At 64.0% G+C, this 25,810-nt stretch carries 26 protein-coding genes and 1 pseudogene; 12 read left to right on the top strand and 15 right to left on the bottom strand.

Annotated features, from left to right (window positions below; genetic code table 11):
* Positions 1–5 precede the first annotated feature (5 nt).
* The 4 genes and pseudogenes from OEW28_RS13720 to OEW28_RS13705 form a co-directional block, all read right to left on the bottom strand.
* Complete coding sequence (locus OEW28_RS13720; RefSeq protein WP_263735332.1) at positions 6–1,004, bottom strand: carbohydrate ABC transporter permease; 999 nt, start codon at positions 1,002–1,004, stop codon at positions 6–8.
* A 99-nt stretch (positions 1,005–1,103) separates the two neighbouring features.
* Positions 1,104–2,636, bottom strand: coding sequence for an extracellular solute-binding protein (locus tag OEW28_RS13715; RefSeq protein WP_263735331.1), 1,533 nt, complete (start codon positions 2,634–2,636; stop codon positions 1,104–1,106).
* A 985-nt stretch (positions 2,637–3,621) separates the two neighbouring features.
* A pseudogene (locus tag OEW28_RS13710) lies at positions 3,622–3,759 on the bottom strand (phosphomethylpyrimidine synthase ThiC); the annotation flags it as partial.
* Positions 3,753–4,649: a LysR substrate-binding domain-containing protein gene (locus tag OEW28_RS13705; protein WP_263735330.1), complete on the bottom strand. Its 897-nt coding sequence runs from the start codon at positions 4,647–4,649 to the stop codon at positions 3,753–3,755. The gene OEW28_RS13705 and the pseudogene OEW28_RS13710, both read right to left, overlap by 7 nt.
* A gap of 104 nt (positions 4,650–4,753) precedes the next feature.
* Between OEW28_RS13705 and OEW28_RS13700 the strand changes: the two genes are divergently transcribed.
* The gene (locus OEW28_RS13700; protein ID WP_263735329.1) at positions 4,754–4,978 is read left to right on the top strand and encodes a hypothetical protein; all 225 of its coding nucleotides are present in this window, start codon (positions 4,754–4,756) and stop codon (positions 4,976–4,978) included.
* 148 nt (positions 4,979–5,126) lie between these two features.
* Positions 5,127–5,750, top strand: coding sequence for a TetR family transcriptional regulator C-terminal domain-containing protein (locus OEW28_RS13695; RefSeq protein WP_263735328.1), 624 nt, complete (start codon positions 5,127–5,129; stop codon positions 5,748–5,750).
* Between the two features lie 118 nt (positions 5,751–5,868).
* On the opposite strand, the gene preA is transcribed toward OEW28_RS13695, so the two are convergent.
* On the bottom strand, positions 5,869–7,170 hold the full coding sequence (preA, locus tag OEW28_RS13690; protein WP_263735327.1) for an NAD-dependent dihydropyrimidine dehydrogenase subunit PreA: 1,302 nt from the start codon (positions 7,168–7,170) through the stop codon (positions 5,869–5,871).
* Positions 7,163–8,509 (bottom strand): NAD(P)-dependent oxidoreductase, encoded by a 1,347-nt coding sequence (locus OEW28_RS13685; protein WP_263735326.1) that lies wholly within the window; start codon positions 8,507–8,509, stop codon positions 7,163–7,165. The genes preA and OEW28_RS13685 overlap by 8 nt, the downstream gene beginning before the upstream one ends.
* A gap of 207 nt (positions 8,510–8,716) precedes the next feature.
* Between OEW28_RS13685 and accB the strand changes: the two genes are divergently transcribed.
* The 3 genes from accB to aat are packed head-to-tail and all read left to right on the top strand — an operon-like array spanning position 8,717 to position 11,282.
* Complete coding sequence (gene accB / locus OEW28_RS13680; protein ID WP_263735325.1) at positions 8,717–9,220, top strand: acetyl-CoA carboxylase biotin carboxyl carrier protein; 504 nt, start codon at positions 8,717–8,719, stop codon at positions 9,218–9,220.
* 7 nt (positions 9,221–9,227) lie between these two features.
* Entirely contained in the window at positions 9,228–10,580 is a 1,353-nt protein-coding gene (gene accC / locus OEW28_RS13675) for an acetyl-CoA carboxylase biotin carboxylase subunit (RefSeq protein WP_263735324.1), read from the top strand.
* Positions 10,581–10,640: 60 nt separating this feature from the next.
* On the top strand, positions 10,641–11,282 hold the full coding sequence (gene aat / locus OEW28_RS13670) for a leucyl/phenylalanyl-tRNA--protein transferase (protein ID WP_263735323.1): 642 nt from the start codon (positions 10,641–10,643) through the stop codon (positions 11,280–11,282).
* Here aat and OEW28_RS13665 read toward each other — a convergent pair.
* The 5 genes from OEW28_RS13665 to OEW28_RS13645 form a co-directional block, all read right to left on the bottom strand.
* Complete coding sequence (locus OEW28_RS13665; RefSeq protein WP_263735321.1) at positions 11,228–11,602, bottom strand: DUF2155 domain-containing protein; 375 nt, start codon at positions 11,600–11,602, stop codon at positions 11,228–11,230. The genes aat and OEW28_RS13665 overlap by 55 nt on opposite strands.
* Complete coding sequence (gene mlaD / locus OEW28_RS13660) at positions 11,599–12,066, bottom strand: outer membrane lipid asymmetry maintenance protein MlaD (RefSeq protein ID WP_263735320.1); 468 nt, start codon at positions 12,064–12,066, stop codon at positions 11,599–11,601. The genes OEW28_RS13665 and mlaD overlap by 4 nt, the downstream gene beginning before the upstream one ends.
* Before the next feature lies 1 nt (position 12,067).
* Positions 12,068–12,442, bottom strand: coding sequence for an NADH:ubiquinone oxidoreductase subunit NDUFA12 (locus tag OEW28_RS13655; RefSeq protein WP_263735319.1), 375 nt, complete (start codon positions 12,440–12,442; stop codon positions 12,068–12,070).
* Between the two features lie 199 nt (positions 12,443–12,641).
* Positions 12,642–13,907, bottom strand: coding sequence for an ATP-dependent Clp protease ATP-binding subunit ClpX (gene clpX, locus OEW28_RS13650; RefSeq protein ID WP_263735382.1), 1,266 nt, complete (start codon positions 13,905–13,907; stop codon positions 12,642–12,644).
* 129 nt (positions 13,908–14,036) lie between these two features.
* Positions 14,037–14,672 carry an ATP-dependent Clp protease proteolytic subunit gene (locus OEW28_RS13645; RefSeq protein WP_263735318.1) on the bottom strand — a complete coding sequence of 212 codons (636 nt, stop codon included), beginning with the start codon at positions 14,670–14,672 and terminating at the stop codon, positions 14,037–14,039.
* Between the two features lie 189 nt (positions 14,673–14,861).
* On the opposite strand from OEW28_RS13645, the gene OEW28_RS13640 reads away from it, so the two are divergent.
* Genes OEW28_RS13640 through OEW28_RS13610 form a run of 7 tightly spaced genes read left to right on the top strand, consistent with a single transcriptional unit; the run spans position 14,862 to position 21,399 of the window.
* Positions 14,862–16,301 carry an amidase gene (locus tag OEW28_RS13640; protein WP_263735317.1) on the top strand — a complete coding sequence of 480 codons (1,440 nt, stop codon included), beginning with the start codon at positions 14,862–14,864 and terminating at the stop codon, positions 16,299–16,301.
* Between the two features lie 4 nt (positions 16,302–16,305).
* Entirely contained in the window at positions 16,306–17,712 is a 1,407-nt protein-coding gene (locus tag OEW28_RS13635) for an amidase (RefSeq protein ID WP_263735316.1), read from the top strand.
* A gap of 60 nt (positions 17,713–17,772) precedes the next feature.
* The gene (locus OEW28_RS13630) at positions 17,773–18,147 is read left to right on the top strand and encodes a winged helix-turn-helix domain-containing protein (protein WP_263735315.1); all 375 of its coding nucleotides are present in this window, start codon (positions 17,773–17,775) and stop codon (positions 18,145–18,147) included.
* Positions 18,148–18,205: 58 nt separating this feature from the next.
* The gene (gene modA / locus OEW28_RS13625) at positions 18,206–18,940 is read left to right on the top strand and encodes a molybdate ABC transporter substrate-binding protein (RefSeq protein ID WP_263735314.1); all 735 of its coding nucleotides are present in this window, start codon (positions 18,206–18,208) and stop codon (positions 18,938–18,940) included.
* Positions 18,937–19,608, top strand: a complete 672-nt coding sequence (gene modB, locus OEW28_RS13620; RefSeq protein WP_263735313.1) for a molybdate ABC transporter permease subunit — start codon at positions 18,937–18,939, stop codon at positions 19,606–19,608. Before modA ends, modB begins: the two co-directional genes overlap by 4 nt.
* A complete protein-coding gene (gene modC, locus OEW28_RS13615; RefSeq protein WP_263735312.1) occupies positions 19,605–20,660 on the top strand; it encodes a molybdenum ABC transporter ATP-binding protein in 1,056 nt (351 codons plus the stop codon). The genes modB and modC overlap by 4 nt, the downstream gene beginning before the upstream one ends.
* Before the next feature lie 46 nt (positions 20,661–20,706).
* Entirely contained in the window at positions 20,707–21,399 is a 693-nt protein-coding gene (locus tag OEW28_RS13610) for a sirohydrochlorin chelatase (protein WP_263735311.1), read from the top strand.
* A gap of 102 nt (positions 21,400–21,501) precedes the next feature.
* On the opposite strand, the gene OEW28_RS13605 is transcribed toward OEW28_RS13610, so the two are convergent.
* The 4 genes from OEW28_RS13605 to OEW28_RS13590 are packed head-to-tail and all read right to left on the bottom strand — an operon-like array spanning position 21,502 to position 25,678.
* Positions 21,502–22,941: a gamma-aminobutyraldehyde dehydrogenase gene (locus OEW28_RS13605; RefSeq protein WP_263735309.1), complete on the bottom strand. Its 1,440-nt coding sequence runs from the start codon at positions 22,939–22,941 to the stop codon at positions 21,502–21,504.
* 13 nt (positions 22,942–22,954) lie between these two features.
* Positions 22,955–23,764: an ABC transporter permease gene (locus OEW28_RS13600; RefSeq protein WP_263735308.1), complete on the bottom strand. Its 810-nt coding sequence runs from the start codon at positions 23,762–23,764 to the stop codon at positions 22,955–22,957.
* Positions 23,754–24,686, bottom strand: a complete 933-nt coding sequence (locus OEW28_RS13595; protein WP_263735307.1) for an ABC transporter permease — start codon at positions 24,684–24,686, stop codon at positions 23,754–23,756. Before OEW28_RS13595 ends, OEW28_RS13600 begins: the two co-directional genes overlap by 11 nt.
* A complete protein-coding gene (locus tag OEW28_RS13590) occupies positions 24,686–25,678 on the bottom strand; it encodes an ABC transporter ATP-binding protein (RefSeq protein ID WP_263735306.1) in 993 nt (330 codons plus the stop codon). Before OEW28_RS13590 ends, OEW28_RS13595 begins: the two co-directional genes overlap by 1 nt.
* Positions 25,679–25,810: the final 132 nt, after the last annotated feature.

The raw sequence follows: 25,810 nt of genomic DNA, 5'->3' as shown, positions 1-25,810 counted from the left end.
GCTGATCAGCCCTTCTCGTTCTGGGGTTTTTCGAAGACGCGGACAAGAAGCTTGCCCAGGATGATGGTGACGATAAGCAGCGTCAGCGCGATTGCGGCACCCCGGCCAAGCTTGAAGAACTTGAAGGCCACTTCAAAAAGGTAGACCGGCAGGATCTTGGTCGCGCTGCCCGGCCCGCCGCCCGTGAGAACGAGGACGGAGTCGATGAAGCGGAAGTTGTCCATGAAGCGCAGCAGCACGGCAATCAGCAGGACCGGGTAAAGGTTTGGCATCGTGATCGCGAAGAAGTTGCGCAGCGGCGAGGCGCCATCGACCATGTTGGCTTCAAGCTGGTCACGCGGCACGCGCTTCAGACCGGCAAGAGCGATGATGGTGATCAGCGGCGTCCACTGCCACACGTCGACGAGGACGATGGCATACATCGCGGTGTTGGCGCTGGCCAGGATCGAGGCATTGTCGAGGATGCCCACGCTTTGCAGAATCCAGTGATACCAGCCGAAGGTGCCGTTGTAGAGGAAGAGCCACAACAGACCGGCAACGGCGGGCGCCATCATCATCGGCATCAGAAGTGCGGTGACCAGGTATTTTTCGTATTTGGAGCTGTTGACGACGACCGCCAGCAGGACACCCAGTCCGACCTGAAGCCCCAGGCACATGACGCTGTATTGCGCCAGAAGCCACCAGCCGTCCAGGAAGCGGCCGTCGGAGAAGAGCTTCACGTAGTTCTTGAAACCCACCCATTCGCCTCCACCGATATCGACGTCCTGCAAGGACATGACGATCAGCCAGAAGAACGGGTAGAGCGAGATGAAGGCAAGGATCGCGATCGCCGGCGCCATCAGGTAGTAGTAGTAGCGTTTCGGCATCGGCGGGTTGAAGCTGCGCGGCCTGTTCGTGATCTCGCTTTGCGGGCGGGCCTCGACCTCGGCGGAGTGTGCCCGAGCGCGGAAAATCTGCGCGGCGACCGCACGCGGGTTGGCGGAAATGGGGGACACGTCGGTCATGTCGGTCGTCGCTCCTTCATTAAGGCCGGCAAGCAGGCCCGGGGGACGGCTTCAGAAAGGGGTGAGGTGCGGCAGCCCACAGAGGGCTGCCGGCTCGTATCAGCCTTGGACTTCGTTGAGATCGTCGAGTTGAGACTTCAGCGAGGCCGCGGTCTCTTCCGGGCTCATGTCGCCCGACAGCATCCGCTGCGTCTCGGACGCGATGATCGAGTGATACTCGTTCGCCTCCGGGATCTTCGGGCCAAGCACGAAGTTCGGGTCCTTGATGCCGTAGTTGTAGACCGCATCGAAGGTCAGCGCGTTGGGCATCGCACTCGGACGCTGCTGCGCCGCCTGCACTTCCGGGATCTCGAGCACCGACTTGCGGGTCGGCGTGCCGCCCAGACCTTTGAGAACATCGTACTGGATGTTCTTGGAGGTCGACCAGATCGCGAAGAGGTAGGCCGCGCGCTGAAGTTCTTCCGGCGCGTTGGCGTTGATGCCGATGCCGCCGATGCCGCAGTTCGTGCCGTTGACCGCGGGGCCACCGTTCAGGATCCAGTCCGCCTCACCCTTCGGGCAGGGCGCGTAGGCGGTCTTGCCGCCGGCCGCGACCGAGGTGTTGGCATCTTCGACCGAGGCCGCGAACTCGTGGTACTGGACCTGCATCGCGATGTTGCCCGACTGGTAGACGGTGTTCAGTTCCAGCGTCCCGTTGGCAAGGTTGTCGGGGTGCGACACATCGGCCAGCGCCTTGAACTTCTCCAGCATCAGGACCGACTGGGCATCACCCCAGTTCGTCGGCCCAGGCTCCTTCGAGCCGATCTTGTCGTCGATGTTGAAGTCGATCCAGCGGCCGTGGGCGAACATCATGCGCTGGATATCGAGCTGCGTCGTCCAAGCGAAGCTGCCCTGGTGCTGCGCGTAGCCGTAGGGAACATCCGCGCCGCCTTCCTTCAGCTTCTTGAAGAAGGTCGCGATGTCGAGAACGTTCTTCCAGGTGCTGTCGGCGTTATATTCCAGGCGGTAGCCGTATTCGGCCTCGAAGTCCTTGGTGTGCTTCTCGAACAGGTCCTGGCGGAAGAAAGTGACCGCGATCGCCGCGTCATAGGGCAGCGCGATGATCTTCTCGCCCGAGTAGAAGCGGCCGCAGGCCGACAGGAAGTTCTCGAACCAGGCGTCGTCGCCGTAGCCTTCCATATCCTGCGGCAGGGTCTCGTCGCCGAACATCTTCGAGAGGTCGACGTAGAAATCGGCGAAGGGCGAACCGATCGGTTTGTCCTGAACGTACTGGAGCGTGTAGTCCGACTTGCCCGAGCGCAGGTCGATCCCGCATTTCTGCTGCACGACCGGCAGGTCGTCGGTCAGGATCTCGACCTCGATCCCGGTCAGATCGTAAAAGGCCTTGATGTTGTCGCGGATCGCGAAGGACGGGGGCGTGTTCTCCGACAGGAAGGTCAGCTTCGAGCCGGCGTACTGCTTCCACTTCGCCTCGTCCGAAGACGCCGCCTGGACGGGCGTGGACATGATCGTGGAGTTCAGGCCGACAGCCAGAGATCCGGTGCCCAGCATGGTGGCGCCATAGCCGCCAAGTTCGAGGAACCGGCGGCGGCTGATGCGCGTAGCCTGCGCGGTCTTGGGTCTGTAGAACATTTCTCTCTCCCTGAGTTGCGACGGCCAGCCGTCGAGCGAAGTGCCCGCCCGTCAAGCCCCGCCGGCTCCTCTTCCGACATCCGGGGCCCGGGTGATTCCGGAACACTTCCACAAGCTATAGCCGGACTTGCGCTTTTGTAAATTATTTTCTTCATTTTTCCTGGAGTCACCTTGAAAACGCCAAATCAACGCATGACCGGTAAGACGGGATATCCATAACGGTCATATATTTATGGCATATTTCGTCGACCTCACCCCTGCCATGCGCGTTCGTGAAAATAGTTTTCTCGTTTACGGGTGATTCCGGAGCACAGGCCCTGTCCAAGCGACAGCCGCCAAAGACTTGCCGGCAAAGGAACGAAATGCACTGCACTAACCCGGCGATCGCCAAGGCGCCCCTGGGCGTCAAAGGGCGCTCTGATCACACCTCGGGGCTGGATACCTGTTGCATCGTGCACGGGTTGACCGCCTCGTGCCGCAAGCCCGCTTCAGGGCCTCCCGGCTCACGCCAGGGCGCCGCCCGCTTGCGCTTGAGCGTCCCGAAATCAGGCCTCAAGAAGGCCGCGCGCGACCCTCACCGCCTCTGGAATATCCTTCCGCATGGCAAGCGCGACGGCGATCGCGCCGGCCAACTGGCAACCGGTCCCGCGAAGCGCGAAGCGCGAAGCGCGATGGGAAAGCGCGGCCCCCGGAACCGCAAGTCGGGCCCTGCGGCAAGTAGAGACGCCCCTTGCAGATCGAACCGTGGCCCGCATGCCCGCCCTTGACCAGAACCGCCGGGCAGACCTGTTCTACCAGTGACGCGACCCGATCATCTTCGGCCGCGCTGTCCGGCAGGCCCAATCGGCGAGCGAGCTCCCCCAGCTCCGACAGGTTCGGGGTCCGCAGACGAAGACCACGCGCTGATCCGTCACCGGCACAAGGTCCGCTGGTTCGGGGGCGTCAGGCCGGCGCAGATCAATCACAAGGTCACTGGTCCGGAATGCCGCTGCGCGCCAGGATGTCCCTTGGCAAGTTCGGCGTCATGCGCGGCCAGCTTGTAGGTGATCAGCCCCGTCTTCACGTCGTCGCGGCCGGAAAGGCCAAGGTATTCCTTCGGCGTCACGTAGCACAGCATCACGCACCATGCGCTGCATCGGCTTCAGCGCATTCATCAAGCAGCCATTGGCAGACGGCGCGGACGGCTTTCCGGCGACGCGCGCGCTTGTTGACGATCAAGTAGTATCCTCCAAACGGAAGCTCGACGCTGGCCAGTTCGACAAGGGCGCCCGACCGAACCTCCGGTTCGCAGAGGTTCTTGTCCATCAGGACCGCCCCCAAACCCGCCACAGCCGACTGAATCGCAAGAATTGCACCCAGCGGGTGCGGCAGGTCGAGGACCGGAACATCCACAAGCCCTGCCAGCCTGAACCATTCCGGCCAAAGTCGGAACGTCGCATCTTCTATCAGGGGGCCCCTCGCCAGCGCCCCGAGATCCACACGACCGTTGGCGGTCGGTGCGAAGCCCGGCGCCGCGTAGGCGCGAACTGCGGATCGGAAGAGAAGCTGGTGTTCTTCCGACGGCTCGGCACGCAGATACCGCAGCCCCATGTCGAAATCATGCGCCTCGATATCCATGACCTGCGTCGTGACCGAGATCTGGAGGTCTATGTCGGGATGGCGAGCCTTCAGATGGGCGAGGCGAGGGATCAGCCACTTCTGGGCGGCGGTGTTTTCCGTCGTGAGCGTTACCGTGCCTTTTGGAGGAACCGAAAGCGCTTCGGTCGCATCGGCGATCCGGTCAAAGGCGGGCGTGATCTCGGACAAGTAAGCGCGGCCCTGATCGGTCAGGGCGACGCCGGTGTTCTGCGTCCGGAAGAGATGGACGTTAAGACGATCCTCCAACCCGCGCACATGCCGCGAGATCGCGGAATGGGACACGTTCAACTCTTCCGCGGCCTTCGTGAAGCTCCCAAGCCTCCCGGCGGCCTCGAAGGCGCGCAAAGCGTTCAGAGGGGGCAAGAGTCGCGGCATCCCTCTTTGTGACTTTTTGGAACAATCGCTGTCAAGGAACGGCGTTTGAGCGCGCCGTGCGCAGTCGGGCAGACTTCTGGGCATCAGAACACACGGAGGCGACCATGAAGCCCGTCAACCTGCAAGAGCTTCAGATCTGCGATGCGCCGTTCGCGCAACAGAAAATGGGATTCGTTGAGCGCGTGAAGGCAAGTCTTGCGGTCATCAACCGCACCGTCCGACCGCGCCACGGCACGGACCGGCTGCCTGCTCGGCTGCGGCGGGATGCAGGATTGGACGAACTGGAACTTGAGCGGACCCGGATGGCGAAGTCGCCGCTGATCCGATGAGGGCGGTGGATTCAGGGCACAAGCATCGTCGGAAGCTATCACAATAAGGACTGGGCAAACCGCAGAGAGGGCAATCGCAGGTTGCGTTAACGGTTGGTCCAAGTTAGCAGAAAGTATAGCGTCGAAAGGCGACGGACCGGAGACGGTTTTGAACGAGGACCAGCAGAAGCAGCGCGCCAAAACGCGTATTCAGCAACGCAACCGCGAACTGATCCGGGAGGCGGCGCTGAATGTGTTCTCGCAGCAGGGCTTTCGCGGCGCGACGCTGGATCAGATCGCCGAACGCGCGGGGCTATCGAAGCCGAACCTTCTTTACTATTTCCCTTCGAAAGAGGCGATCCACCTCGACCTGCTGTCGCAGTTGCTGGATACTTGGCTCGATCCCTTGCGGGCGCTTGATCCGGCGGGTGACCCAAAGACCGAGATCCTTGAATACGTCCGCCGCAAGCTGGACCTCAGCCGCGATTTTCCGCGTGAAAGCAGGTTGTTCGCGAACGAGATCCTGCAGGGCGCGCCCCGGCTGACGGAACTTCTGGGTGGCAAGCTCAAGGCGCTTGTGGATGAAAAATCGGAAGTGCTGCGCCAGTGGGCCAGCGAGGGCAGGATCGCAGATCTGCCGCCACAGCACCTGATCTTTGCGATCTGGGCCTTGACGCAGCACTACGCCGACTTCGAGGTCCAGGTGCGCGCCGTCCTGGGCGAAGGTCACGACCCATATGCCGAAGCCCACGATTTCCTTGATCTTTTGTTTACGAAGCTTCTGACCCCGTGAACCTTGGGCGCCACCTGCGGTGCGCATTCGGACGGAGCCCTCACAAGGGCATGGTCAGCGGCCTTCGAATGGCAGACACCGGGGCTGCAGGGCCAACCCCGGTGTGCCGCGCCCGCAACTACTCGGCCGCTTGCGCGGACGGATTGTTCGGGTGCGTTGTCCAGTTGGCATAGGTCCCGACCTTTCTGCCGGTCCGCTGATCGACCTCGCCCAATGCAAGCTCGCGCATGCTGATGCAGCCTTCGACAGGGCAGACATCCAGACACAGGTTGCAGGCGACGCATTCGTCTTCCTTGACCGTGAATGTCCTGTCCGCAGACATCGCGATCGCCTGGTGGCTCGTATCCTCGCACGCAGCGTAGCAACGGCCGCACTTGATGCAGGCATCCTGGTCGATCACCGCCTTGGTGACGTAGTTCAGGTTGAGGTATTGCCAATCGGTCACGTTCGGGACCGCGCGACCGACCAGGTCGGCGGTCGAGGTCATGCCCTTTTCGTCCATGTACTGACTGAGGCCAGAGATCATTTCCTGGACGATCTTGAAGCCGTAGGTCATCGCAGCGGTGCAGACCTGCACGTTGCCCGCGCCCAACGCCATGAATTCGGCCGCATCGCGCCAGGTGGTGACGCCGCCGATGCCGGAAATCGGCAAACCTGCCGTTTCCGCTGACCGGGCGATTTCCGCCACCATGTTCAGCGCGATGGGCTTCACCGCCGGGCCGCAGTAACCACCATGGGTGCCCTTTCCGTCGATGGTAGGCTCTGGCGCGAAATTGTCGAGATCGACGCTGGTGATCGAATTGATCGTGTTGATCAGCGACACCGCATCCGCGCCGCCGCGCTTGGCAGCCTCTGCCGGGCGGCGAATATCCGTGATGTTCGGGGTCAACTTGACGATGCAGGGCATGCGGCTGAACTGCTTGACCCAACGCGTGACCATCTCGATGTATTCGGGCACCTGCCCCACGGCAGAGCCCATGCCGCGCTCCGCCATCCCGTGTGGGCAGCCGAAGTTCAGCTCGACCCCATCGGCCCCGGTATCTTCCACCCGCTTCAGGATGTCCTTCCAGCTGTCTTCGTCACAGGGCACCATCAGGCTGATGACCAGCGCCCGATCGGGATAGTCGCGCTTGACCGACTTGATCTCTCGCAGGTTCACCTCAAGTGGGCGGTCGGTGATCAGTTCGATGTTGTTGATCCCCAGAACCCGGCGGTCCGCGCCGTGGACGACGCCGTACCGCGGCCCGTTCACGTTCACGATCGGAGGGCCCTCGGCGCCCAAGGTCTTCCAGACGACCCCGCCCCAGCCCGCCTCGAATGCGCGCCGGACATTGTATTCCTTGTCGGTGGGCGGCGCCGAGGCCAGCCAGAACGGGTTGGGGGATTTGATCCCGATGAAATTCGTCGTCAGATCAGCCATCTTGGCCTCCCGTCAGGCTCGCATGAATGTCTTCTGCGGCGTCGCGTCCCTCCGCCACCGCCGTGACGGTCAGATCTTCCCCGCCCGACGCGCAGTCGCCGCCCGCCCATACGCCCTTGACCGAGGTCCGCCCCGGCCCGGTCACCGCGATCTTGCCGCCATCGATGGCAAGCCCCTCGGGCACGCCTTGCAAGGTCTGGCCGATCGCCTTGAAGACCTGGTCCGCCCGCAGCCTGAAGGTTTCGGAGGACAGCTTCAGGCCCTCGGGCGTTTGCTTGGTGTAGGCAAATTCAACCTCACGCACCGCGCCGTTGCCATGCACAGCGACCGGGGCCGCATTGTGAATGATCCGGACACCGCATCTTGCGGCATGGTCCTGTTCATGCTCCGACGCGCTCATCCCTTGCTTGCCGCGCCGATAGACGATGGTGACGTTTTCGGCACCCAGAAGCTTGGACTGCACGGCCGCATCCACCGCCGTCATGCCGCCGCCGATCACGACGACATCGCGGCCGACCGGAAGGTTGGAAAGGTCCGCGGTCTGCCGAAGCTCGGCGATGAAGTCGACTGCGTTGGCAACCCCGTCGCGCCCCTCGCCCTCGACGCGCAGCGCGTTGACGCCGGCAAGGCCCATCGCAAGAAACACCGCGTCGAAACCCGCCCTCAGGTCATCAAGCGTAATGTCACGACCAAGCGCCTTGCCATTCTCGACGGTGATGCCGCCGATCTGCAGCAGCCACTCGACCTCTGCCTGCGCGAACCCGTCTGTCGTCTTGTAGCTGGCAATACCAAATTCGTTCAGCCCGCCCGATTTGGCGCGCCCATCGTAGACCGTTACCTCGTGCCCCTTCATGGCCAGCCTGTGGGCCGCCGACAGCCCTGCAGGCCCAGCCCCGACCACCGCCACACGCCGACCCGTCGCCGCGGCGCGGGTGAAGGGGTGAACGCCCTTATCCATCAATGTGTCGGTCGCAAAGCGCTGCAGCCGCCCGATCTCGACCGGGTTGCCCTCGGCCGTCTCCCGGACGCAGACCTGTTCGCACAGGGTTTCGGTCGGACAGACACGGGCGCACATTCCTCCCAGGATATTCTGCGACAGGATTGTCCTGGCCGCCGCCTCGGGTGTTCCCGTCGCGATCTGACGGATGAACAGCGGAATGTCGATCGAGGTCGGGCAAGCCGTCATGCACGGGGCGTCATGGCAGAAATAGCAGCGATCGGCCGCGACGCGGGCTTCGTGCGGGTCAAGCCTTGGCGCGATATCCGAAAAGTTGCGGGCGTAATCGTCTGCCGCAAGGCGCCCGGCCACCACACCCGGCGTCAACTGGCTGTTGGTCATCGCGGCCTCCCCCTTTGTTTCTTGAGAAAGACGCTGACACCGAATCTGTTTTTTATCAAGCGGTAAAATTTTTACGCAGGACCGCGCGACCCGCATTCATCAGCCATCTAACCTAGCCACGGCGCCCACGCGCGCGTATAAGCGGCTGGACAAGGTTGGCCCCGCGTGGAAATACGGGTGGTCAGACAGGACCGATCGAGGACGGCAATGAGCAAAACCCCGCACGAAAGCGATGTGGCCTTCATCCAGGCCCTGGCGGAGCTTCTGAACAAGAACGACCTTGCCGAACTGAGCGTCAAGCGCGAGTTCGGCGAACACGACAGTCTGAACGTGAAGGTGTCGAAATACGCGGCCCCCGCCGCCCCCGCCTATCACGCGGCGCCAGTTGCGGTCGCCGCGCCTGCGGCCGCTGCCCCTGCGGCAGCCGCCCCCGCCGCCTCTGCCGCGCCTGCGGCTGGTGGCGACCCGGCCAGCCATCCGGGCGCGGTGACATCGCCCATGGTGGGCACGGCCTACCTTTCCCCCGAACCGGGCGCGGATCCGTTCGTTGCGATCGGAGCGCAGGTCAAGGAAGGCCAGACCGTCCTGATCATCGAGGCGATGAAGACCATGAACCACATCCCGGCCCCCCGCGCCGGAACAGTGAAGCGCATCCTGGTCGAGGACGGAACGCCCGTCGAGTTCGGAGCACCCCTCCTGATCATCGAGTGAGGCGGTGATGTTCGATAAAATCCTGATCGCCAACCGCGGCGAGATCGCGCTTAGGGTGATCCGCGCCTGCAAGGAAATGGGGATCAAATCGGTCGCCGTTCACTCGGTCGCCGATGCCGACGCGATGCATGTCCGTATGGCCGACGAAAGCGTCTGCATCGGGCCGAACCCGTCTTCGCAAAGCTACCTTTCGATCCCCGCGATCGTGTCCGCCTGCGAGATCACGGGGGCCCAGGCGATCCATCCCGGATACGGTTTCCTGTCCGAGAACGCCGGCTTCGTCCAGATCCTGGAGGATCACGGGATCACCTTTATCGGCCCATCTGCGGAACATATCCGCATCATGGGGGACAAGATCACCGCCAAGGACACCGCCAAGCGCCTTGGCATTCCGGTCGTGCCGGGATCCGATGGCGGCGTGGCTGATACTGCCGCTGCAAAGAAGGTCGCGGCCGAGATCGGTTATCCCGTCATCATCAAGGCCACCGCGGGCGGCGGCGGGCGCGGCATGAAGGTCGCGCGAACCGAAGACGAGCTTGAAGTCGCATTCCGTACCGCGCGCAGCGAGGCGAAGGCCGCCTTCGGCAACGACGAGGTCTATATCGAGAAATACCTGCAGAGGCCGCGCCACATCGAGATCCAGGTCTTCGGCGACGGCAAGGGCAAGGCGGTGCATCTGGGCGAACGCGACTGCTCGCTGCAGCGCCGCCACCAGAAGGTTTTCGAGGAGGCGCCCGGGCCGGTGATCGACGCCGAGACCCGCGCAAGGATCGGTCAGATCTGTGCCGACGCCGTCGCCAAGATCAACTATATCGGCGCCGGCACCATCGAGTTCCTGTACGAGGACGGCGAGTTCTACTTCATCGAGATGAACACCCGGCTTCAGGTGGAACACCCGGTCACCGAGGCGATCTTTGACGTCGATCTGGTGCGCGAACAGATCCGCGTCGCGGCTGGCTTGCCGATGGAGTTCCGCCAAGAGGACCTCAAGGTGCGGGGCCATGCGATCGAAGTGCGCATCAACGCCGAAAAGGTTCCCGACTTCGCGCCCCGGCCCGGAAAGATCACTCAGTTCCACGCGCCGGGCGGGCTGGGTGTTCGCATGGATTCGGCCCTTTACGACGGCTATACGATCCCGTCCTACTACGACAGCCTGATCGGCAAGCTGATCGTTCATGGCCGCGACCGCCCCGAAGCGCTCGCACGGCTCAAGCGGGCGTTGTCAGAGCTGATCGTGGACGGTCAGGGAGTAGAAACGACCGTGCCGCTGTTCCACGCGCTTCTGGCAGAGGCCGACATCCAGAAAGGCGACTACTCGATCCACTGGCTGGAGAAGTGGCTGGCCGCACACTACGGCTGACGCCGATCCGGGGGGCGACCCCCGGATCCCCGGCGCCCGACGCCGGAGCGGAGGGGCAGAATGCTGACGGCCGAAATGATGCTTTCGGGATACGCGCGGGGCATCTTCCCGATGGCCGAAGGCCGTAACGCCGACACGCTTCATTGGGTCGATCCCCGCTTTCGCGGCATCTTCCCCTTGGAACGCTTCCACGTTTCCAGAACGCTCTGTCGCCAGATTTTGCGGGCGGACTACGAAATCCGAACAGACACGGCATTCCGCGAGGTGGTCGGTGCTTGCGCGAACAGGCCTGAAACCTGGATCAACGCCGAACTCATTCAACTCTATGACGAACTCTTCAAAGCGGGTCACGCCCACAGCCTTGAGGTCTGGCAGAAGGGCGCGCTCGCGGGGGGCGTCTTCGGCATCACCTTGGGACGCGCCTATTTCGGGGAAAGCATGTTTTCCGCCCGCACGGGCGGATCCAAGATCGCACTGGCCTACCTGGTGGATCGCCTGGTCAATGCGGGCTTCACGCTGTTCGATACGCAGTTCCTCACGCCGCACCTGGCGTCCATGGGCGCGGTCGAAATTTCACGGTCGGACTACCGCCGCAGGTTAGGCCGCGCCCTGGTCGGCGAAGCGGATTTTGCGGCGCCCCGAACCCCTCAGCCGTCGGAGCTGGTCGCCGGGATCAGGCAACGCAGCACCCAGACGTCGTAGCGGGGATGGTCAAGCGCCGAAAGCGCGGGGCTTGAAGCGATCATCCAGCCGTCGAATGCCGTGACCTGCGCGGTCGTGTCGAACACGGAAACATGCGCGAACGCATCCGAGGTCGGATCCCCGGTCGGGTATCGACAAGCGCTCAGCGTGATCTCGATCCAGCCGAAAAAGGCGCTTTCGCCGTTATGCACCTCAATGTCCTGCGCCTGCCCCGAAACCTTGTCCAAGGCGCGAAGGATCGCACCGGGGGCATCGGATGCCTCTTGCGCGGCGGCCGGTTGGGCCAGCAGGCACAGAAGGGCAAGGGCGCGAAGCCTCACTGCTCCGTCCCCGCATCGCCGCCCGAGCCGTTGGCGACGAACTTGGACAGGAGGTTCACGACGCTGATCGCGCCCTGCGTGTCCTCGATCTCGTCCCCGGGGCCAAAGTTTTCGAAGCTGCCGCCGGGCTGAAGCTCGACGAAGGATCCGCCAAGCAGGCCCTCGGAACTTATCAGGATCGCACTATCGTCAGGCAGAACGATGCCGTCCTGAACCAGGATCGTGGCATCCGCGAAGAAGGTCTGCGGGTTCAGCGAAAGGCTCGTCACCGTTCCGACCTTGACGCCGGCAAGCCGGACGTCGGTGCCGACGGAAATCCCTTCGACCGATCGAAAGCTTGCCTTCAGCTCATAGCTGCCACTTGTCGGGGCCAAGCCGCTGCCCTGGCCCGCGTAGACCAGGAAACCAAGGGCCGCTGCCAGAACGGCGGCGCCTGTCAGAACCTCTGCGGTATTCTCGGCCATCTTATTCCGGCACCCAGGCCTCGTAGTCCCGACGCTCGGCGGGCGCCGCGCGGCGGATCGAACCCGGCGGTGCGTAGGACGCGTCGGTGCCGGTCAGGTTTTCCTGGTGCGGCTTTTCCCATGCCTTGTGCGGCAGGGCCTTTTCGGTCGGCGGCTGATCCCAGGTGTGGTGCAGCCAGCCGTGCCAATCCGGCGATACGCGGCTAGCCTCGGATTCGCCGTTGTAGATGACCCAACGCCGCTTGCCGTCGCGTGTCTGGTAGAACACGTTGCCCTCGGCATCCTCGCCCACTTTCACGCCCTTGCGCCATGTGTAGACTTGCGTGTTGAGCGTCTGGCTGTTCCACCAGGTCAAGAGACGCAGCAGGAATTTCATTGGGCAACCTCCGGGACGACCTGCCCCCTTATAGCGCAGGGCACGGCGAGGTCCAGAGCCAAGGGAGCGGTCCGGGTGTTCACCGCCCCCTTAGGGCCGCAAGCCCCGGATCATCAAGCCGGAAGCGAATCAAAACGACGGCGCCGGGACATGCCAGACGCCGTGGTTTCGCGCAAAAAGATCGAATATCGATACCGCCTCAGCCAGCCGAGGCGGATCCCTTCTTCGGTTCCGAATGGATCAGCAGCGGCTTTGCGCCCTTGTCCACCGATTCCTCGTTCACCACGACCTCTTCCACCGAAGCCATTCCCGGCAGTTCGAACATGGTGTCGAGAAGGATATCCTCCATGATCGACCGAAGGCCACGCGCGCCCGTCTTGCGCTTGATCGCGCGCTTGGCGATCGCTGTCAGCGCATCGCTGGTGAAGGTCAGCTTTACGCCCTCGATATCGAACAGACGCTGGTACTGCTTGACCAGCGCATTCTTCGGCTCGGTCAGGATGCATACCAGCGCCGCCTCGTCCAGATCGGTCAGCGTGGCGATGACCGGCAGTCGGCCGACGAACTCGGGGATCAGGCCGAATTTCAGCAGATCCTCCGGTTCGAGTTCCATGAAAAGTTCGCCGGCGCCGCGCGCCTCGGGGTCCTTGACCTCGGCGCCGAAGCCGATCGCGGTCCCCTTGCCACGCTGCGCGATGATCTTTTCAAGCCCCGCGAAGGCGCCGCCGCAGATGAAAAGGATGTTGGTCGTGTCCACCTGCAAGAATTCCTGCTGCGGATGCTTGCGGCCCCCCTGCGGCGGGACCGAGGCGACGGTGCCCTCCATGATCTTCAGGAGCGCCTGCTGCACGCCCTCGCCCGACACGTCGCGCGTGATGGAGGGGTTGTCGGACTTGCGCGTGATCTTGTCGACCTCGTCGATGTAGACGATACCGCGCTGCGCGCGTTCGACGTTGTATTCGGATGCCTGAAGAAGCTTGAGGATGATGTTCTCGACATCCTCGCCGACATAGCCCGCCTCGGTCAGCGTCGTGGCGTCGGCCATCGTGAAGGGCACGTCCAGGATACGGGCCAGCGTCTGCGCCAGCAGCGTCTTGCCGCAGCCCGTGGGGCCGATCAGCAGGATGTTCGACTTGGCAAGCTCGATGTCCGCGGACTTCGTCGCATGGGCGAGGCGCTTGTAGTGGTTGTGCACCGCGACCGACAGCACGCGCTTTGCGTGCTCCTGTCCGATCACGTAGTCATCCAGAACCTTGCAGATGTCGCGCGGCGTTGGCACGCCGTCCGAGGACTTTAGCCCCGTGGTCTTCGATTCCTCGCGGATGATGTCCATGCACAGTTCGACGCATTCATCGCAGATGAAAACGGTCGGACCGGCGATGAGCTTGCGCACCTCGTGCTGCGACTTTCCGCAGAACGAACAGTAGAGGGTGTTCTTGCTTTCGCCGCCTGAATTGTTCGCCATCGTCATCCTCTGAGGCCCAGCCGGGCTTCCCGTGTATTCCAGAAGCTGCCCTGTTCCTTAAGACTAGGCCAGCCCCACCATCATCACAATGCGAAATCGCCCTTCCTGCCCTGACGGCAGGAAACAATGTCACGACTTCGGCTCATCCGTTCCCTTGTCACGGCTGGAGAGAATCTCGTCGATCAGACCCCAGTCCTTCGCCTCTTCCGCCGACATGAAGTTGTCGCGCTCCAGAGCCGCTTCCACATCCTTGACCGGTTTGCCGGTATGCTTGTGGTAGATCTCGTTCAGCCGGTTCTTCAGCTTCTGGGTTTCCTGCGCATGGATCATGATATCCGTCGCCTGGCCCTGATAGCCGCCCGATGGCTGGTGAACCATGACCCGGCTGTTGGGAAGCGAGAAGCGCATGCCCTTTTCGCCCGCCGTCAGCAGCAGCGATCCCATTGATGCGGCCTGCCCGATAACCAGCGTCGAAACCTTCGGACGGATGTACTGCATCGTGTCGTAGATCGACAGGCCGGACGTCACCACGCCACCGGGCGAGTTGATGTACATCGCGATTTCCTTCGAGGGATTTTCCGCCTCAAGGAACAGAAGCTGCGCGCAGATCAGCGTGGACATGCCGTCGTGAACCGGACCGGACAGAAAGATGATCCGCTCTTTCAGGAGGCGCGAAAAGATGTCGTAGGCCCGCTCCCCGCGCGAGGTCTGCTCGACGACCATCGGCACGAGCGTGTTCATGTAAAGATCAATGGGGTCCTTCATCCGTCCTGCCTCTTGCTGTTGCCGGGGAAGTCTTGTCCTGAATTCCTTGACCGAGTCTTAGTTGCGCGTGCCGGGGGCTGCAAGGGCTGCCGGTCTGCACGCGCTTCGATGTGAAGCGGGCGCTCGCGTCGCGCTGGCATTCGGCATCAATTGCCGCCAGTGTATCGGCATCCATTCTCAGGAGCCGACATGCTAGCAGACTATGCCGAACATGACGCAACGGGCCTTGCCGCGCTTGTCGAGAACGGACAGACCAGCGCGGAAGAACTCCTTGACGCGGCGCTGAGCAAGGTCGAACAGCTTGATCCCGCGCTGAACGCGGTGGTCCTGGTGCAGGAAGGCGCCGCGCGGGATGCGATACGCCGGGGACTGCCGGACGGGCCCTTTCGCGGCGTGCCCTTCCTTCTGAAGGACCTGGGTTGCGAGGCCGTGGATTTTCCCTCGCACAACGGGTCGCGGCTTTTCGCGAACACGAGCTATCCGGTGGATAGCGCGATCTGGGACCGGATCCGCGCAACCGGTATCGTGGCCTTCGGCCGGACGACCGCACCCGAGGGGGGCGTGGGTCCGGCGACGGAATCGGCTGTTTATGGCGGCCCAACACGGAACCCTTGGGATCTATCCAGAACGCCCGGCGGATCGTCGGGGGGTGCCGGCGCAGCCGTTGCCGCCGGGATCGTGGCCGCCGCGCATGGCTCGGACGGCGGTGGATCGGTGCGGATCCCGGCGTCTTCCTGTGGCCTCTTCGGGTTCAAGGCGACCCGCGCGCGGTTACCCGACGGCCCCTATGTCGGCGAAGGTTGGGCCGGCATGGCGATTGACGGCTTTCTGACGCGGTCGGTCCGAGATGCGGCGGCATTTCACGACGCCTGTGCCGGTGCGGACCTTGGCGCCCCCTATTGGGCGCCACCGCTTGGCGCCGGTCACCTCGCCGCGATTCAGCGTCCACCACGCCGGCTGCGCGTGGCGCTGTGCGACACCATGCTGGATGGCCGCCCGATCCACGAGGATTGCCGCGCCGCCGTTCACGATGCCGCCCGCCTGCTGGACGACCTTGGCCACCAGGTCGAACCGGCGCGGCCCTACACCGACATCACGGGCATGATGCGGGCGTGGACCGACATCGTCGCCTGCGGCACGGCTCTGTCGATCCGGGCGAAATGCGCCGCGCGCGGGCATCCGCTTGAACCGGGGGAAGTGGAAGACCTTGCGTTGGGGGCCATCGACCATGCCGCGACCCTATCGGGCGCCGATTACCTGGCGGCTGTGGGCAAGATCCACGCCTTTGGGCGTGAGCTTGCGGCATTTTTCCAGCCCTGGGACATACTCTTGACCGCGACGCTTGCAGAGCCCCCGGCCAAGATCGGCCGCTTTGCCCATACGGAGCGTGACTTCGTGCATTTCCGGACGGGCCCCGGCATGGTCTTCGACTATTCACCCTTCTGTGCCGCCTTCAACGCTTCGGGCCAGCCCGCCGCCTCGGTTCCCTTGGTATGGAACGACGAGGGCTTGCCCTTAGGCATTCATCTTGCCGCCCGTTTCGGCGCCGACGAGGAACTGATGTCGCTTTGCGCCGAACTTGAAGCCGCCCGCCCCTGGGCACATCGCCGCCCCTCTATCGCCCTGTGATCCGATGCTGACCGATCTGACTGCCACACGGCTTTCCGCCCGCCTTGCCGCCCGCGACATTTCCGCAACCGAGGTCATGGCGGCCTTCCTTGATCGGATCGAAGCCCTGAACCCCAAGGTGAACGCCATCGTATCGCCACGTCCGCGCGAGGACCTGATGGCAGAGGCGAAAGCGGCCGACGAGGGCCCGCGCAGGGGCTGGCTGCATGGATTGCCCTTCGCCGTAAAGGACCTGACCGAAACCCAAGGATTACGAACCACCCACGGATCGCCGTTGTTCGCCGATCATGTGCCAGCGAAGGATGATCTTCTGGCCGCGCGGCTCAGAGCGGCCGGCGCGATCTTCATCGGCAAGACGAACGTGCCCGAATGGGGCATGGGATCGCACAGCTTCAACCCGGTGTTCGGCACCACCCTGAACCCCTACGATACAAGCCGTTCGGCGGGCGGATCCTCTGGCGGGGCGGCTGCGGCGCTCGCCATGCGGCTGGTTCCTGTCGCCGATGGATCGGACATGATGGGGTCGCTGCGGAATCCGGCCGCCTTCTGCAACGTCTACGGTTTTCGGCCAAGTTACGGTCGGGTTCCGCATGACGCAGCGGGCGAAACGTACCTCAGCACGCTGTCGACCGCAGGCCCGATGGCGCGCACCGTCGAAGACCTTGCCCGCCTACTCGAGGTGATCGCGGGGCCGAATCCCGAAACACCCTTCTGCCTGCCGAAGGAAAGCTTCGCTGACCGCCTGGAGCGGCCGATCCAGGGCCTGCGCATCGGCTGGCTGGCTGATTGGGGCGGCGCCTATGCCATGGAACCGGGGCTCCTGGACGCCTGCGAGGGCGCGCTGAGCGTGCTTGAAGACCAGGGTGCCATCATCGAACCTCTGGCACCCCCCTTCCCTGCCGAGCGGATCTGGGACAGCTGGGTAACCCTTCGGGCAATGCTGAACGGCAATGCGATGCGGTCACACTACGAAGACCCAGCAAAGCGCGCGCTTCTGAAACCCGAAACGATATGGGAGATCGAGCAGGGACAGACCCTTGCGGCACGAAGCGTCTATCAGGCCCAGGTTGCGCGTTCGGAATGGTATGCGGCGGCGCACCGCCTTTTCAGCCGGTTCGACGTTCTGGCCTTGCCTGCCGCGCAGGTCTGGCCGTTCCCCGCGGATTGGCGCTGGCCACGAGAAATCGCGGGCCGCCAAATGGACACCTATCACCGCTGGATGGAGGTGGTGATCCCGGTCAGCCTTATCGGCTTGCCGTCGCTTTGCGTCCCCGCGGGTTTCGGCGCGCAGGGGCTTCCGACCGGAATTCAGCTGATCGGCCCGCATCGCGCCGATGCCGAAATCCTAGCGCTTGGGCATGCCTATCACGGCGCGACGGACTGGCCCTCGCGCTGCCCGCCGCCGGAGTAGGAATGCCTTCCACACCAAGGGACCAAAGCCTATGATTCCGCCGAAGCAGGAAGAACGGGCATGACCGCACGGGCGAAAACATCAAGGCATGGGCTGAAGTTGCGATTCGTCCTTCCCGACGGCAGCTGGCTGGGACCGGGGAAGGCCGATCTCTTGCAGGGCATCGCGGAAACCGGATCCATTTCGGCCGCCGGCCGAAGACTTGGCATGAGCTACAAGCGCGCCTGGGGATTGGTGGAGGTTCTGAACGACATGTTCGCTGAACCGCTCGTGACGTCCAGCCGCGGCGGGGCGGGGCATGGCGGAGCGGCGCTGACGGATACCGGGCAGCTTGTTCTAAGGCTTTTCCGCACCATGCAGGCAAACGCCGACCGTGCGGTCGCGGACGACATGGCAGAACTGCTTTCGCTCGCCGATATGTCCGACAAGAAATAACGCTTGCCAAGCGCGCGAAAGCTCCGTTATCTCCGGTTGGATATGACGTGGAAAGACGATGCGACTGCTTATCGCGCTAGTCCTTTTTGCAACGGCGTCTGCCGCGCGGGCCGAAACGGCAATGATCGCCGTGGCGACGAACTTTCTGACTGTCGCCGAAGACCTTGCGGCAGACTTCGCAAATAGTTCCGGCCACCAGATAGTCCTTGTCGGCGGTGCGACGGGAAAGCTGGCGGCGCAAATCGCCAATGGGGCGCCGTTCGATGCGTTCCTGTCGGCAGACGCGGCCACGCCTGAACGCCTGGTCGACTCGGGGCTGGCAGAGGCCAGCAGCCTTTTCACCTTTGCCATAGGCCGTCTTTTGCTTTGGACATCGGACCCCGAAGTCGCGCCGGATCCCGAAACGATCCTGACCGCCGCCCGCCACGTCGCGATCGCGAATCCCAACCTTGCACCCTATGGTCTGGCGGCCGTCCAGACGATCGAGCATCTGGGTCTCGGGCCCTTGGTCGCAGACAAGATCGTGCAGGGAGAAAACATCGGTCAGACCTTTGCGCTGGTTCATTCTGGCGCCGCAGAGGCGGGCTTCGTGGCGGCGTCCTCCGTGATGCCGGAGCCGCCCGCCGGAACCATCTGGCCCGTCCCCGATGAGGCCCATGATCCGATCCGTCAGGACGCGCTCCTGTTGGCTCATGGCAAGGAGAATGCGGCCGCCATCGGCTTTCTGGCCTATCTGACCAGCGCGCAAGCGAAAGCCGACATCGCGGCCGCCGGCTACGGAACCTGGCCATGACCGCCGGTGACCTCGCGCCCTTCTGGCTGACGCTGCGGCTGGCCGCGATCGTGACGGCGATCCTGCTGGTGGCCGCCACCCCGCTTGCCTGGTGGCTTGCCCACAGCAAAAGTCGCATGCGACCGATGATCGAGGCGGTGACCGCGATGCCGCTGGTCCTGCCGCCGACCGTTCTGGGCTTCTATCTTCTGGTTGCGCTGAACCCTTCCACCCCGCTTGGCGGGCTTTGGATGAATGCGACGGGGACAAGCCTGACCTTTTCCTTCGCCGGCCTCGTCGTCGCATCGCTGATCTATTCGCTTCCCTTCGCGGTCCAGCCTCTTCAGGCAGCCTTTGCCGAGATCGGCCGCAAACCGATCGAGGCCGCCGCAAGCTGCGGGGCGGGGCCGCTCGATGCCTTCATGAGCGTCGCAGTGCCGCTTGCGCGGCGGGGCTACCTGGCGGCTGCGGTCCTGACCTTTGCGCACACGCTTGGGGAATTCGGCGTGGTGCTCATGGTCGGGGGCAACATCCCCGGTCAGACCAAGACCGTCGCCATCGCCATCTACGAGCGGGTCGAAGTGCTGGACTATCCTGCCGCGCACGGCATGTCGGCCCTACTGGTCGCCCTGTCCTTCGCCGCACTCTATCTCCTGTTCCGCACGAACCGGCGCGAGGCGGCCGGATGACCGGGCTCGACCTCGACATCCGCCACAGTCGCGGCGATTTCTCGCTCGCGGTTCAGGCCGCGTTGCCCGCATCGGGCCTGACCGCCGTTTTTGGCCCCTCGGGCGCGGGGAAGTCCACGCTCCTGCGCCTGGTTGCAGGTTTCGAGCGGGCCGAGGGGCGCATCGCCTTCGGGGACCAGGTGTGGTCGGACCAGGGGCATTTCGTGCCGCCGCATCGCAGGCGGGTCGCGACCGTGTTCCAGGAGCCAAGGCTCTTTGCCCATCTCGACGTGCGCGGCAACCTGTCCTATGCCGCGCGAAGAAGCGGGGCCGAAATCGCACCGGTGGTGCGCGATCTGGGGCTGGAGCCGCTTCTGCCCCGCAGGACCGGCGGACTTTCGGGCGGAGAGGCGCAGCGGGTCGCCCTGGCCCGCGCGCTGCTGACGCGCCCGCGGCTCATCCTGATGGACGAACCGCTTTCAGCGCTGGATCAGGCGCGGCGCGCCGAAATCCTCCCCCTTGTCGAGGGCCTGCGCGACCGGCTGGGGCTTCCCATCCTCTATGTCAGCCATTCGGTCGGCGAGGTCGCGCGACTGGCAACCCATGTGCTTGCCATGGTTCAGGGCCACGTGGCCAGCCTTGGTCCGGCCGAAGACGTCTTTGCGAACAGCGCAGCCGCGGTCGCCTTTGGCGGCGAGGAACCCGGATCACTGATCGCGGCGCGCGTGATCGGCATGACGGACGACGGGCTTTGCCGCCTTGGCTTCGCCGGGGGAGAGATCCTGTTGCCTGAACCAGTGGGGCCGAAGGATGCAAAGGTGCGGGTTTTCGTCCGCGCGCGCGACGTGATGATCGCCGCCGCGCGACCTGAGGGTCTGTCGGCGCTGAACATCCTGCCCGCGGTCGTGCATGCGGTCGGGCAGGTCAACGCGGCCTCGTCCGATGTGATCCTGGATATGAACGGCAGCCGGGTTCGCGCGCGCGTGACGCACAGATCGGTCCGCAACTTGGAGCTCAGCCCCGGCCGGGCTTGCCATGCGATCCTCAAATCGGTGGCGCTTGCGCGGGACTGAGGTTGCCGCCACTTTAGCCGGGCCAAAGACGGGGATCGCAGAAAACATGACCAAACACGCCTTGATCGTCGCACATGGCCAACCCTCCGATCCCGCTCCGGCGGAACGCGACTTGGACAACGTGGCCAGGGCCGTTTCCAGGTGCCTCCCGGATTGGCACATCCGCGCGGCGACGCTTGCCACTCCTGGCGCGCTCGAGACTGCGGTCGATGGCGTCGTCGGGGCGCGGGTCATGCCGTTCTTCATGTCCGATGGCTGGTTCACCAAGATTGAGCTTCCCAGACGGTTGGCGGCAGCGGGGGCGCAGGGGTTCATGACCCTGCCGGCCTTCGGCCTGATGCCAGAGGCGGCGGCACTTGCCGTTCAGATCGTGCGCGACGCCCTTTCACAGCGCGGCTGGAACGCGGAAGACAGCACGGTGGTCCTCGCCGCACACGGATCGGGCCGAAGCCGAGCGCCGGCGGAGGCCGCGGCGCGGATCCGTGACGCCATCGCCCACGCGCTGCCGATCGGCGATCTGCGCCTTGGGTTCATCGAAGAAGCCCCGTTGCTGGAGGATGCCGCCAAGGACGCGAACCGCCGCGCGCTGTGTCTGCCGCTTTTCGTGGCGCGTTGGGGCCATGTCGTATCCGACGTGCCCGCGGCTCTGGATGCGGCGGGCTTTGCCGCAGACTGCCTTCCACCGCTTGGCGTCCATGCCTCTGTTCCGGGTATCATCGCAAGGGCGATCGCCGGATAAAGCGGGGCGCGCCTGCTCCACCAGAACGCGCCCCTGACCGAAGGCGCGCGGCTGCGTCGCGTCTCGGCGTGCGATGCAAGCTGACCGGTCGTTAACCGACCGTCAACCGTGCTTCACCATCACATGCCGGATAACGGTGTAATCTTCTAGCGCAAAAGACGACATGTCCTTGCCATATCCGGACTGTTTCAGCCCCCCGTGCGGCATTTCGTTGGCAAGCATGAAATGGGTGTTGATCCAAGTGCAACCGTAGCGCAGCCTCGCCGCGGTCGCCATTGCGCGGCCAACGTCCCTTGTCCAGACCGAAGACGCCAGACCATAGTCGCTGTCATTGGCCCATGTCACGGCCTGCTCGACATCCGAAAACGGCGTGACCGACACGACGGGGCCGAAGACCTCGCGCCGCACGATTTCGTCTTCCTGACGGGCCCCGGCGATGACCGTAGGCTTGTAGTAGAAGCCTTCATTTCCCAGAAGACCGCCGCCCGCGGTGACCTCGATATGGCCCTGTTCGCGCGCGCGCTCGACAAAGCTCGCGACACGGTCGCGCTGTCGAAGGCTGATCAGCGGCCCGATTTCATTCGTGGCGTCGTCCGCGTTGCCAAGCTGGATCGTGGAAACGGCGGCGCTCAGATCCGCGACAAGGTTGTCATAGACCTTCTTGCCCGCGTAGATGCGGCAGGCGGCGGTGCAATCCTGTCCGGCGTTGTAATAGCCGAAGGCGCGGATGCCCTCGACCACCTCTGAGACGTCGGCATCGTCGAAGACCACGACAGGTGCCTTGCCGCCCAGCTCAAGATGCGTCCGCTTCACCGACTTCGCGGCGGCATCCAGCATCTTCTTGCCGGTCGCAACGTCACCCGTCAGGCTGATCATGTCGATGCCGGGATGATTGATCAGGTAGTTTCCGACGGTCTCGCCCCGGCCCGGAATGACATTGACGACGCCCGCGGGTAGTTCTTCGGCCAGAATCCGGGCAAGTTTCAGCGCGGTCAGCGGCGTTTGCTCGGACGGTTTGAAGACCACCGTGTTGCCGCCGCCCACCGCAGGGCAAAGCTTCCAGGCCATCATCATCAGCGGATAGTTCCAAGGCGCGATCGAGGCGATGACGCCCACCGCGTCGCGCCGGATCATCGAGGTGTGGCCAGCCAGGTATTCCCCCGCCGCAGTTCCCTGCTGGCAGCGCACGGCGCCGGCGAAGAAGCGGAAGCAGTCCACCACAGCCGGCAGCTCATCGCCCTTGGCCGCGTTGATCGGTTTGCCGCAGTTCAGCGCCTCAAGTGCGGCAAAGGCGCCAGCCTCGGCCTCGATCCGGTCCGCGATCCTCAAGAGCGCGGCAGAGCGTTCGGCGGGTGTGGTCCGCGACCAGTGGTCGAATGCCCCACGCGCGGCCGCCACGGCCCGGTCCACCTGATCGGAGGACGCCTCTGGCACCTCGAGGATCAGCGCGCCGCTTCGCGGATTCAGCACCTTTTCGGCCCGCTCCTGTCCCGCTTCGAACGCGTCTCCGATCAGAAGGGCGGTATCGATGTGCAGGGTCATGACATGTCTCCTTTCATTTGCCGCCGCCTGCGGTCTCTTCTCCGCTTCGGGTCAGGTAGTAGGCCGCGAGGATGGGCAGGAAGGTCGCGCTGAAGACCACGATGGCGACCACGTTTGTGACGGGCCGCTGCCGCGGTCGGACCAACTCGTTCAGCATCCAGATCGGCAGCGTGGACTGCTGGCCGGCCGTGAAGGTCGTCACGATCACCTCGTCGAAGGACAGCGCGAAGGCTAGCATACCGCCCGCCAGCAACGCTGAACCCAGATTGGGCAGGATCACGTGCCGGAAAGTCTGGAATGAGTTGGCGCCCAGGTCGGCCGACGCCTCGAGCATCGAGGCCCCCAAACGCCGGAAACGGGCCACCGCATTGTTGTAGACGATGACGACGCAGAAGGTCGCGTGCCCCAGAACGATGGTCCAGGTCGAAAACGGGATGTCGGCGATGGCAAACGCCGAACGCAGCGACATCCCCGTGATGATGCCCGGCAGCGCGATGGGGAGCACGACAAGCAACGATATCGTGTCGCGGCCGAAGAAGCGCGCGCGCGCCATCGCGGCCGCGCACAACGTTCCAAGAACAAGCGCAAGCCCGGATGAGATCGCAGCCACGCGCAGCGACAGGTAAAGCGGGGGCCAGATGTCCGCACGGTTCCAGGCCACGCCGAACCACTTCGTCGTCAGGTCGGGGGGCGGGAACTGGTAGCTGCGGTCCTCGGTCGTGAAGGCGTAGAGGAAGATCAGCAGGATCGGCAGATGCAGGAACAGAAGCCCCAGGACAGCACCTAGGGTCAGAGCCAGGGGTGGGCGCGCCTCAGAGTGCATCGAAGGCTCCCATCTTCCGCGCCACGGCCAGATAGATCAGCATGATGACGATGGGCACGACCGCGAAGGCGGCGGCCAGGGGAATGTTGCCCGCGGTCCCCTGCAGCGAGTAGACCGCCTGGCCAATGAAGAACCGGCTCGACCCGATGATCTGGGGAATGATGTAATCCCCCAGCGTCAGCGAAAAGGTGAAGATCGAACCCGCGATGATCCCGGGCAGCGCAAGCGGCAGGATCACGCTGCGAAAGGTGCGCCACCCGCCCGCGCCCAGATCGGCCGACGCCTCGAGAAGCGAGCCCGGCACACGTTCCAGAGCCGCCTGCATCGGCAGGATCATGTAGGGCAGCCAGACATAGACGAAGACAAGAAAAGTGCCGATGTACGAGGTCGAAAGAGAGTTGCCGCCGATCACCGGAATGGCCAGCACCGCCCCAAGGACATTTCCGGCGCCGATCCCCTCGGCGGCCCAGGTGACAATGCCCTCCTTCGCCAGGATCAGCTTCCAGGCATAGACCTTGACCAGGTAGGACGACCACAGGGGCAGCATGACGCCCAGGTAGAAAAGCGCCTTCCAGCGTCCACGTGCGTAGCGTGCGGCGAAGAAGGCGATCGGGAATGCGACCGCAACGGATGCCAGCGTCACCGCTGCAGCCATCGTCACCGTCCGGACGATCACATCGAAATTGGACGGTCTCAGCAGCTCGGCGTAGGTTTTCAGGGTGAACTCCGGGACGACGACGCCCGAGAATTCGTCGATGGAATAGAAGCTTTGCAGCAGAAGCGCGGCAAGGGATCCGACATAGACCACTCCCAGCCACAGAAGGGGCGGCGCGATCAGAAGTGCTGTCAGAAGCTTCGGGCGGCTCCAGAAAACGCCTGTCAGACGGTCGGCCACACCGCGCGAAGGATGGGCGCTGTCCATCACGCGTCCTCCATCAGGTGCAGGGCCGCCGGGTCCCAGGTCAGGCCCGAAACCTCTCCTATATCCGGTACCGGCGCGCCAGCCGGGACAAGCACCGCAATCTCCTGCCCGCCGGTTTCTAGCGCGACCCGGGTGCCCGAGCCAAGGTAGCGCAGGGCGGTCACACGGCCCTTGGCCTTGGGATCCGAGGCTCCGGTAAAGCGTATGGATTCCGGGCGAAGGCTGGCCCAAAGCCTCGGCCCTCCGAAACTTCGGGTCAGGTCGGGCGGCAGGACATTCGATGATCCCACGAAATCGGCGACGAACCTGGTCGCGGGGCGATCATAGACGTCGGAAGGAGTTCCGACCTGGGCGATCCGGCCGTCGTTGAACACGGCGACGCGGTCGGCCATTGACAGCGCCTCGCCCTGGTCGTGGGTCACGAAGACGAAGGTTATTCCAAGACGCCGCTGAAGCGCCTTCAGTTCATCCTGCATCGCCTCGCGCAGTTTCAGATCAAGCGCGCCAAGCGGCTCGTCCAGCAGCAGCACGCGCGGCTCGTTGACCAGGGCACGCGCCAGCGCAACGCGCTGCCGCTGACCGCCCGACAGCTGCGCGGGCTTGCGCTCTCCGAAACCGTCGAGCTTGACCAAGGACAGCAGTTCCTCAGCCCTTTCGTGGCGGGTTCGGCGCTCCACCCCCTTGACCATCAGTCCGTAGGCCACGTTGTCGCGCACGTTCATGTGCGGAAACAGCGCATAGTCCTGAAAGACGGTGTTCACATGCCGCCGGTTCGGCGGGACGTCGCCCATATCCTCGCCGAAGATGCGGATCGATCCCGTCGTCGGCTTTTCGAAGCCCGAAATCAACCTCAGGCAGGTTGTCTTGCCAGAGCCCGACGGCCCAAGCATGGCAAAGAACGACCCTTCGTCGATCGCGAGATCGACACGGTCCACGGCGCGTACGGTACCGAAGTGGCGCGAGACATTGTGGAATTCGACGGCAGCTGTCATGGGGATTACCGAAGGAAAAGGCGGTTTTGGCCTGCCCCACCCCCGCGAAGAGGTGAGAGGCTATGGGGCGTGTCGCCGGCTGTCGCGGCGCGCGGAAAATCGGCGCCCTGCCCCCGTTCGGAGGCAGGGCGT

It is taken from the genome of Albidovulum marisflavi (assembly GCF_025751435.1).
GTDB lineage: Bacteria > Pseudomonadota > Alphaproteobacteria > Rhodobacterales > Rhodobacteraceae > Albidovulum > Albidovulum marisflavi.
The sequence above is the reverse complement of the archived record's forward strand: the minus strand, read 5'-3'. Positions and strand labels throughout refer to the sequence as shown.

What these genes read in the sequence shown, in the direction of transcription:
- OEW28_RS13720 (WP_263735332.1), bottom strand. Translation starts at nt 1,004, where the DNA reads ATGACCGACGTGTCCCCCATTTCCGCCAACCCGCGTGCGGTCGCCGCG.
- OEW28_RS13715 (WP_263735331.1), bottom strand. Translation starts at nt 2,636, where the DNA reads ATGTTCTACAGACCCAAGACCGCGCAGGCTACGCGCATCAGCCGCCGC.
- OEW28_RS13705 (WP_263735330.1), bottom strand. Translation starts at nt 4,649, where the DNA reads ATGCCGCGACTCTTGCCCCCTCTGAACGCTTTGCGCGCCTTCGAGGCC.
- OEW28_RS13700 (WP_263735329.1), top strand. Translation starts at nt 4,754, where the DNA reads ATGAAGCCCGTCAACCTGCAAGAGCTTCAGATCTGCGATGCGCCGTTC.
- preA (WP_263735327.1), bottom strand. Translation starts at nt 7,170, where the DNA reads ATGGCTGATCTGACGACGAATTTCATCGGGATCAAATCCCCCAACCCG.
- OEW28_RS13685 (WP_263735326.1), bottom strand. Translation starts at nt 8,509, where the DNA reads ATGACCAACAGCCAGTTGACGCCGGGTGTGGTGGCCGGGCGCCTTGCG.
- accB (WP_263735325.1), top strand. Translation starts at nt 8,717, where the DNA reads ATGAGCAAAACCCCGCACGAAAGCGATGTGGCCTTCATCCAGGCCCTG.
- accC (WP_263735324.1), top strand. Translation starts at nt 9,228, where the DNA reads ATGTTCGATAAAATCCTGATCGCCAACCGCGGCGAGATCGCGCTTAGG.
- aat (WP_263735323.1), top strand. Translation starts at nt 10,641, where the DNA reads ATGCTGACGGCCGAAATGATGCTTTCGGGATACGCGCGGGGCATCTTC.
- mlaD (WP_263735320.1), bottom strand. Translation starts at nt 12,066, where the DNA reads ATGGCCGAGAATACCGCAGAGGTTCTGACAGGCGCCGCCGTTCTGGCA.
- OEW28_RS13655 (WP_263735319.1), bottom strand. Translation starts at nt 12,442, where the DNA reads ATGAAATTCCTGCTGCGTCTCTTGACCTGGTGGAACAGCCAGACGCTC.
- clpX (WP_263735382.1), bottom strand. Translation starts at nt 13,907, where the DNA reads ATGGCGAACAATTCAGGCGGCGAAAGCAAGAACACCCTCTACTGTTCG.
- OEW28_RS13645 (WP_263735318.1), bottom strand. Translation starts at nt 14,672, where the DNA reads ATGAAGGACCCCATTGATCTTTACATGAACACGCTCGTGCCGATGGTC.
- OEW28_RS13640 (WP_263735317.1), top strand. Translation starts at nt 14,862, where the DNA reads ATGCTAGCAGACTATGCCGAACATGACGCAACGGGCCTTGCCGCGCTT.
- OEW28_RS13635 (WP_263735316.1), top strand. Translation starts at nt 16,306, where the DNA reads ATGCTGACCGATCTGACTGCCACACGGCTTTCCGCCCGCCTTGCCGCC.
- OEW28_RS13630 (WP_263735315.1), top strand. Translation starts at nt 17,773, where the DNA reads ATGACCGCACGGGCGAAAACATCAAGGCATGGGCTGAAGTTGCGATTC.
- modA (WP_263735314.1), top strand. Translation starts at nt 18,206, where the DNA reads ATGCGACTGCTTATCGCGCTAGTCCTTTTTGCAACGGCGTCTGCCGCG.
- modB (WP_263735313.1), top strand. Translation starts at nt 18,937, where the DNA reads ATGACCGCCGGTGACCTCGCGCCCTTCTGGCTGACGCTGCGGCTGGCC.
- modC (WP_263735312.1), top strand. Translation starts at nt 19,605, where the DNA reads ATGACCGGGCTCGACCTCGACATCCGCCACAGTCGCGGCGATTTCTCG.
- OEW28_RS13610 (WP_263735311.1), top strand. Translation starts at nt 20,707, where the DNA reads ATGACCAAACACGCCTTGATCGTCGCACATGGCCAACCCTCCGATCCC.
- OEW28_RS13605 (WP_263735309.1), bottom strand. Translation starts at nt 22,941, where the DNA reads ATGACCCTGCACATCGATACCGCCCTTCTGATCGGAGACGCGTTCGAA.
- OEW28_RS13600 (WP_263735308.1), bottom strand. Translation starts at nt 23,764, where the DNA reads ATGCACTCTGAGGCGCGCCCACCCCTGGCTCTGACCCTAGGTGCTGTC.
- OEW28_RS13595 (WP_263735307.1), bottom strand. Translation starts at nt 24,686, where the DNA reads ATGGACAGCGCCCATCCTTCGCGCGGTGTGGCCGACCGTCTGACAGGC.
- OEW28_RS13590 (WP_263735306.1), bottom strand. Translation starts at nt 25,678, where the DNA reads ATGACAGCTGCCGTCGAATTCCACAATGTCTCGCGCCACTTCGGTACC.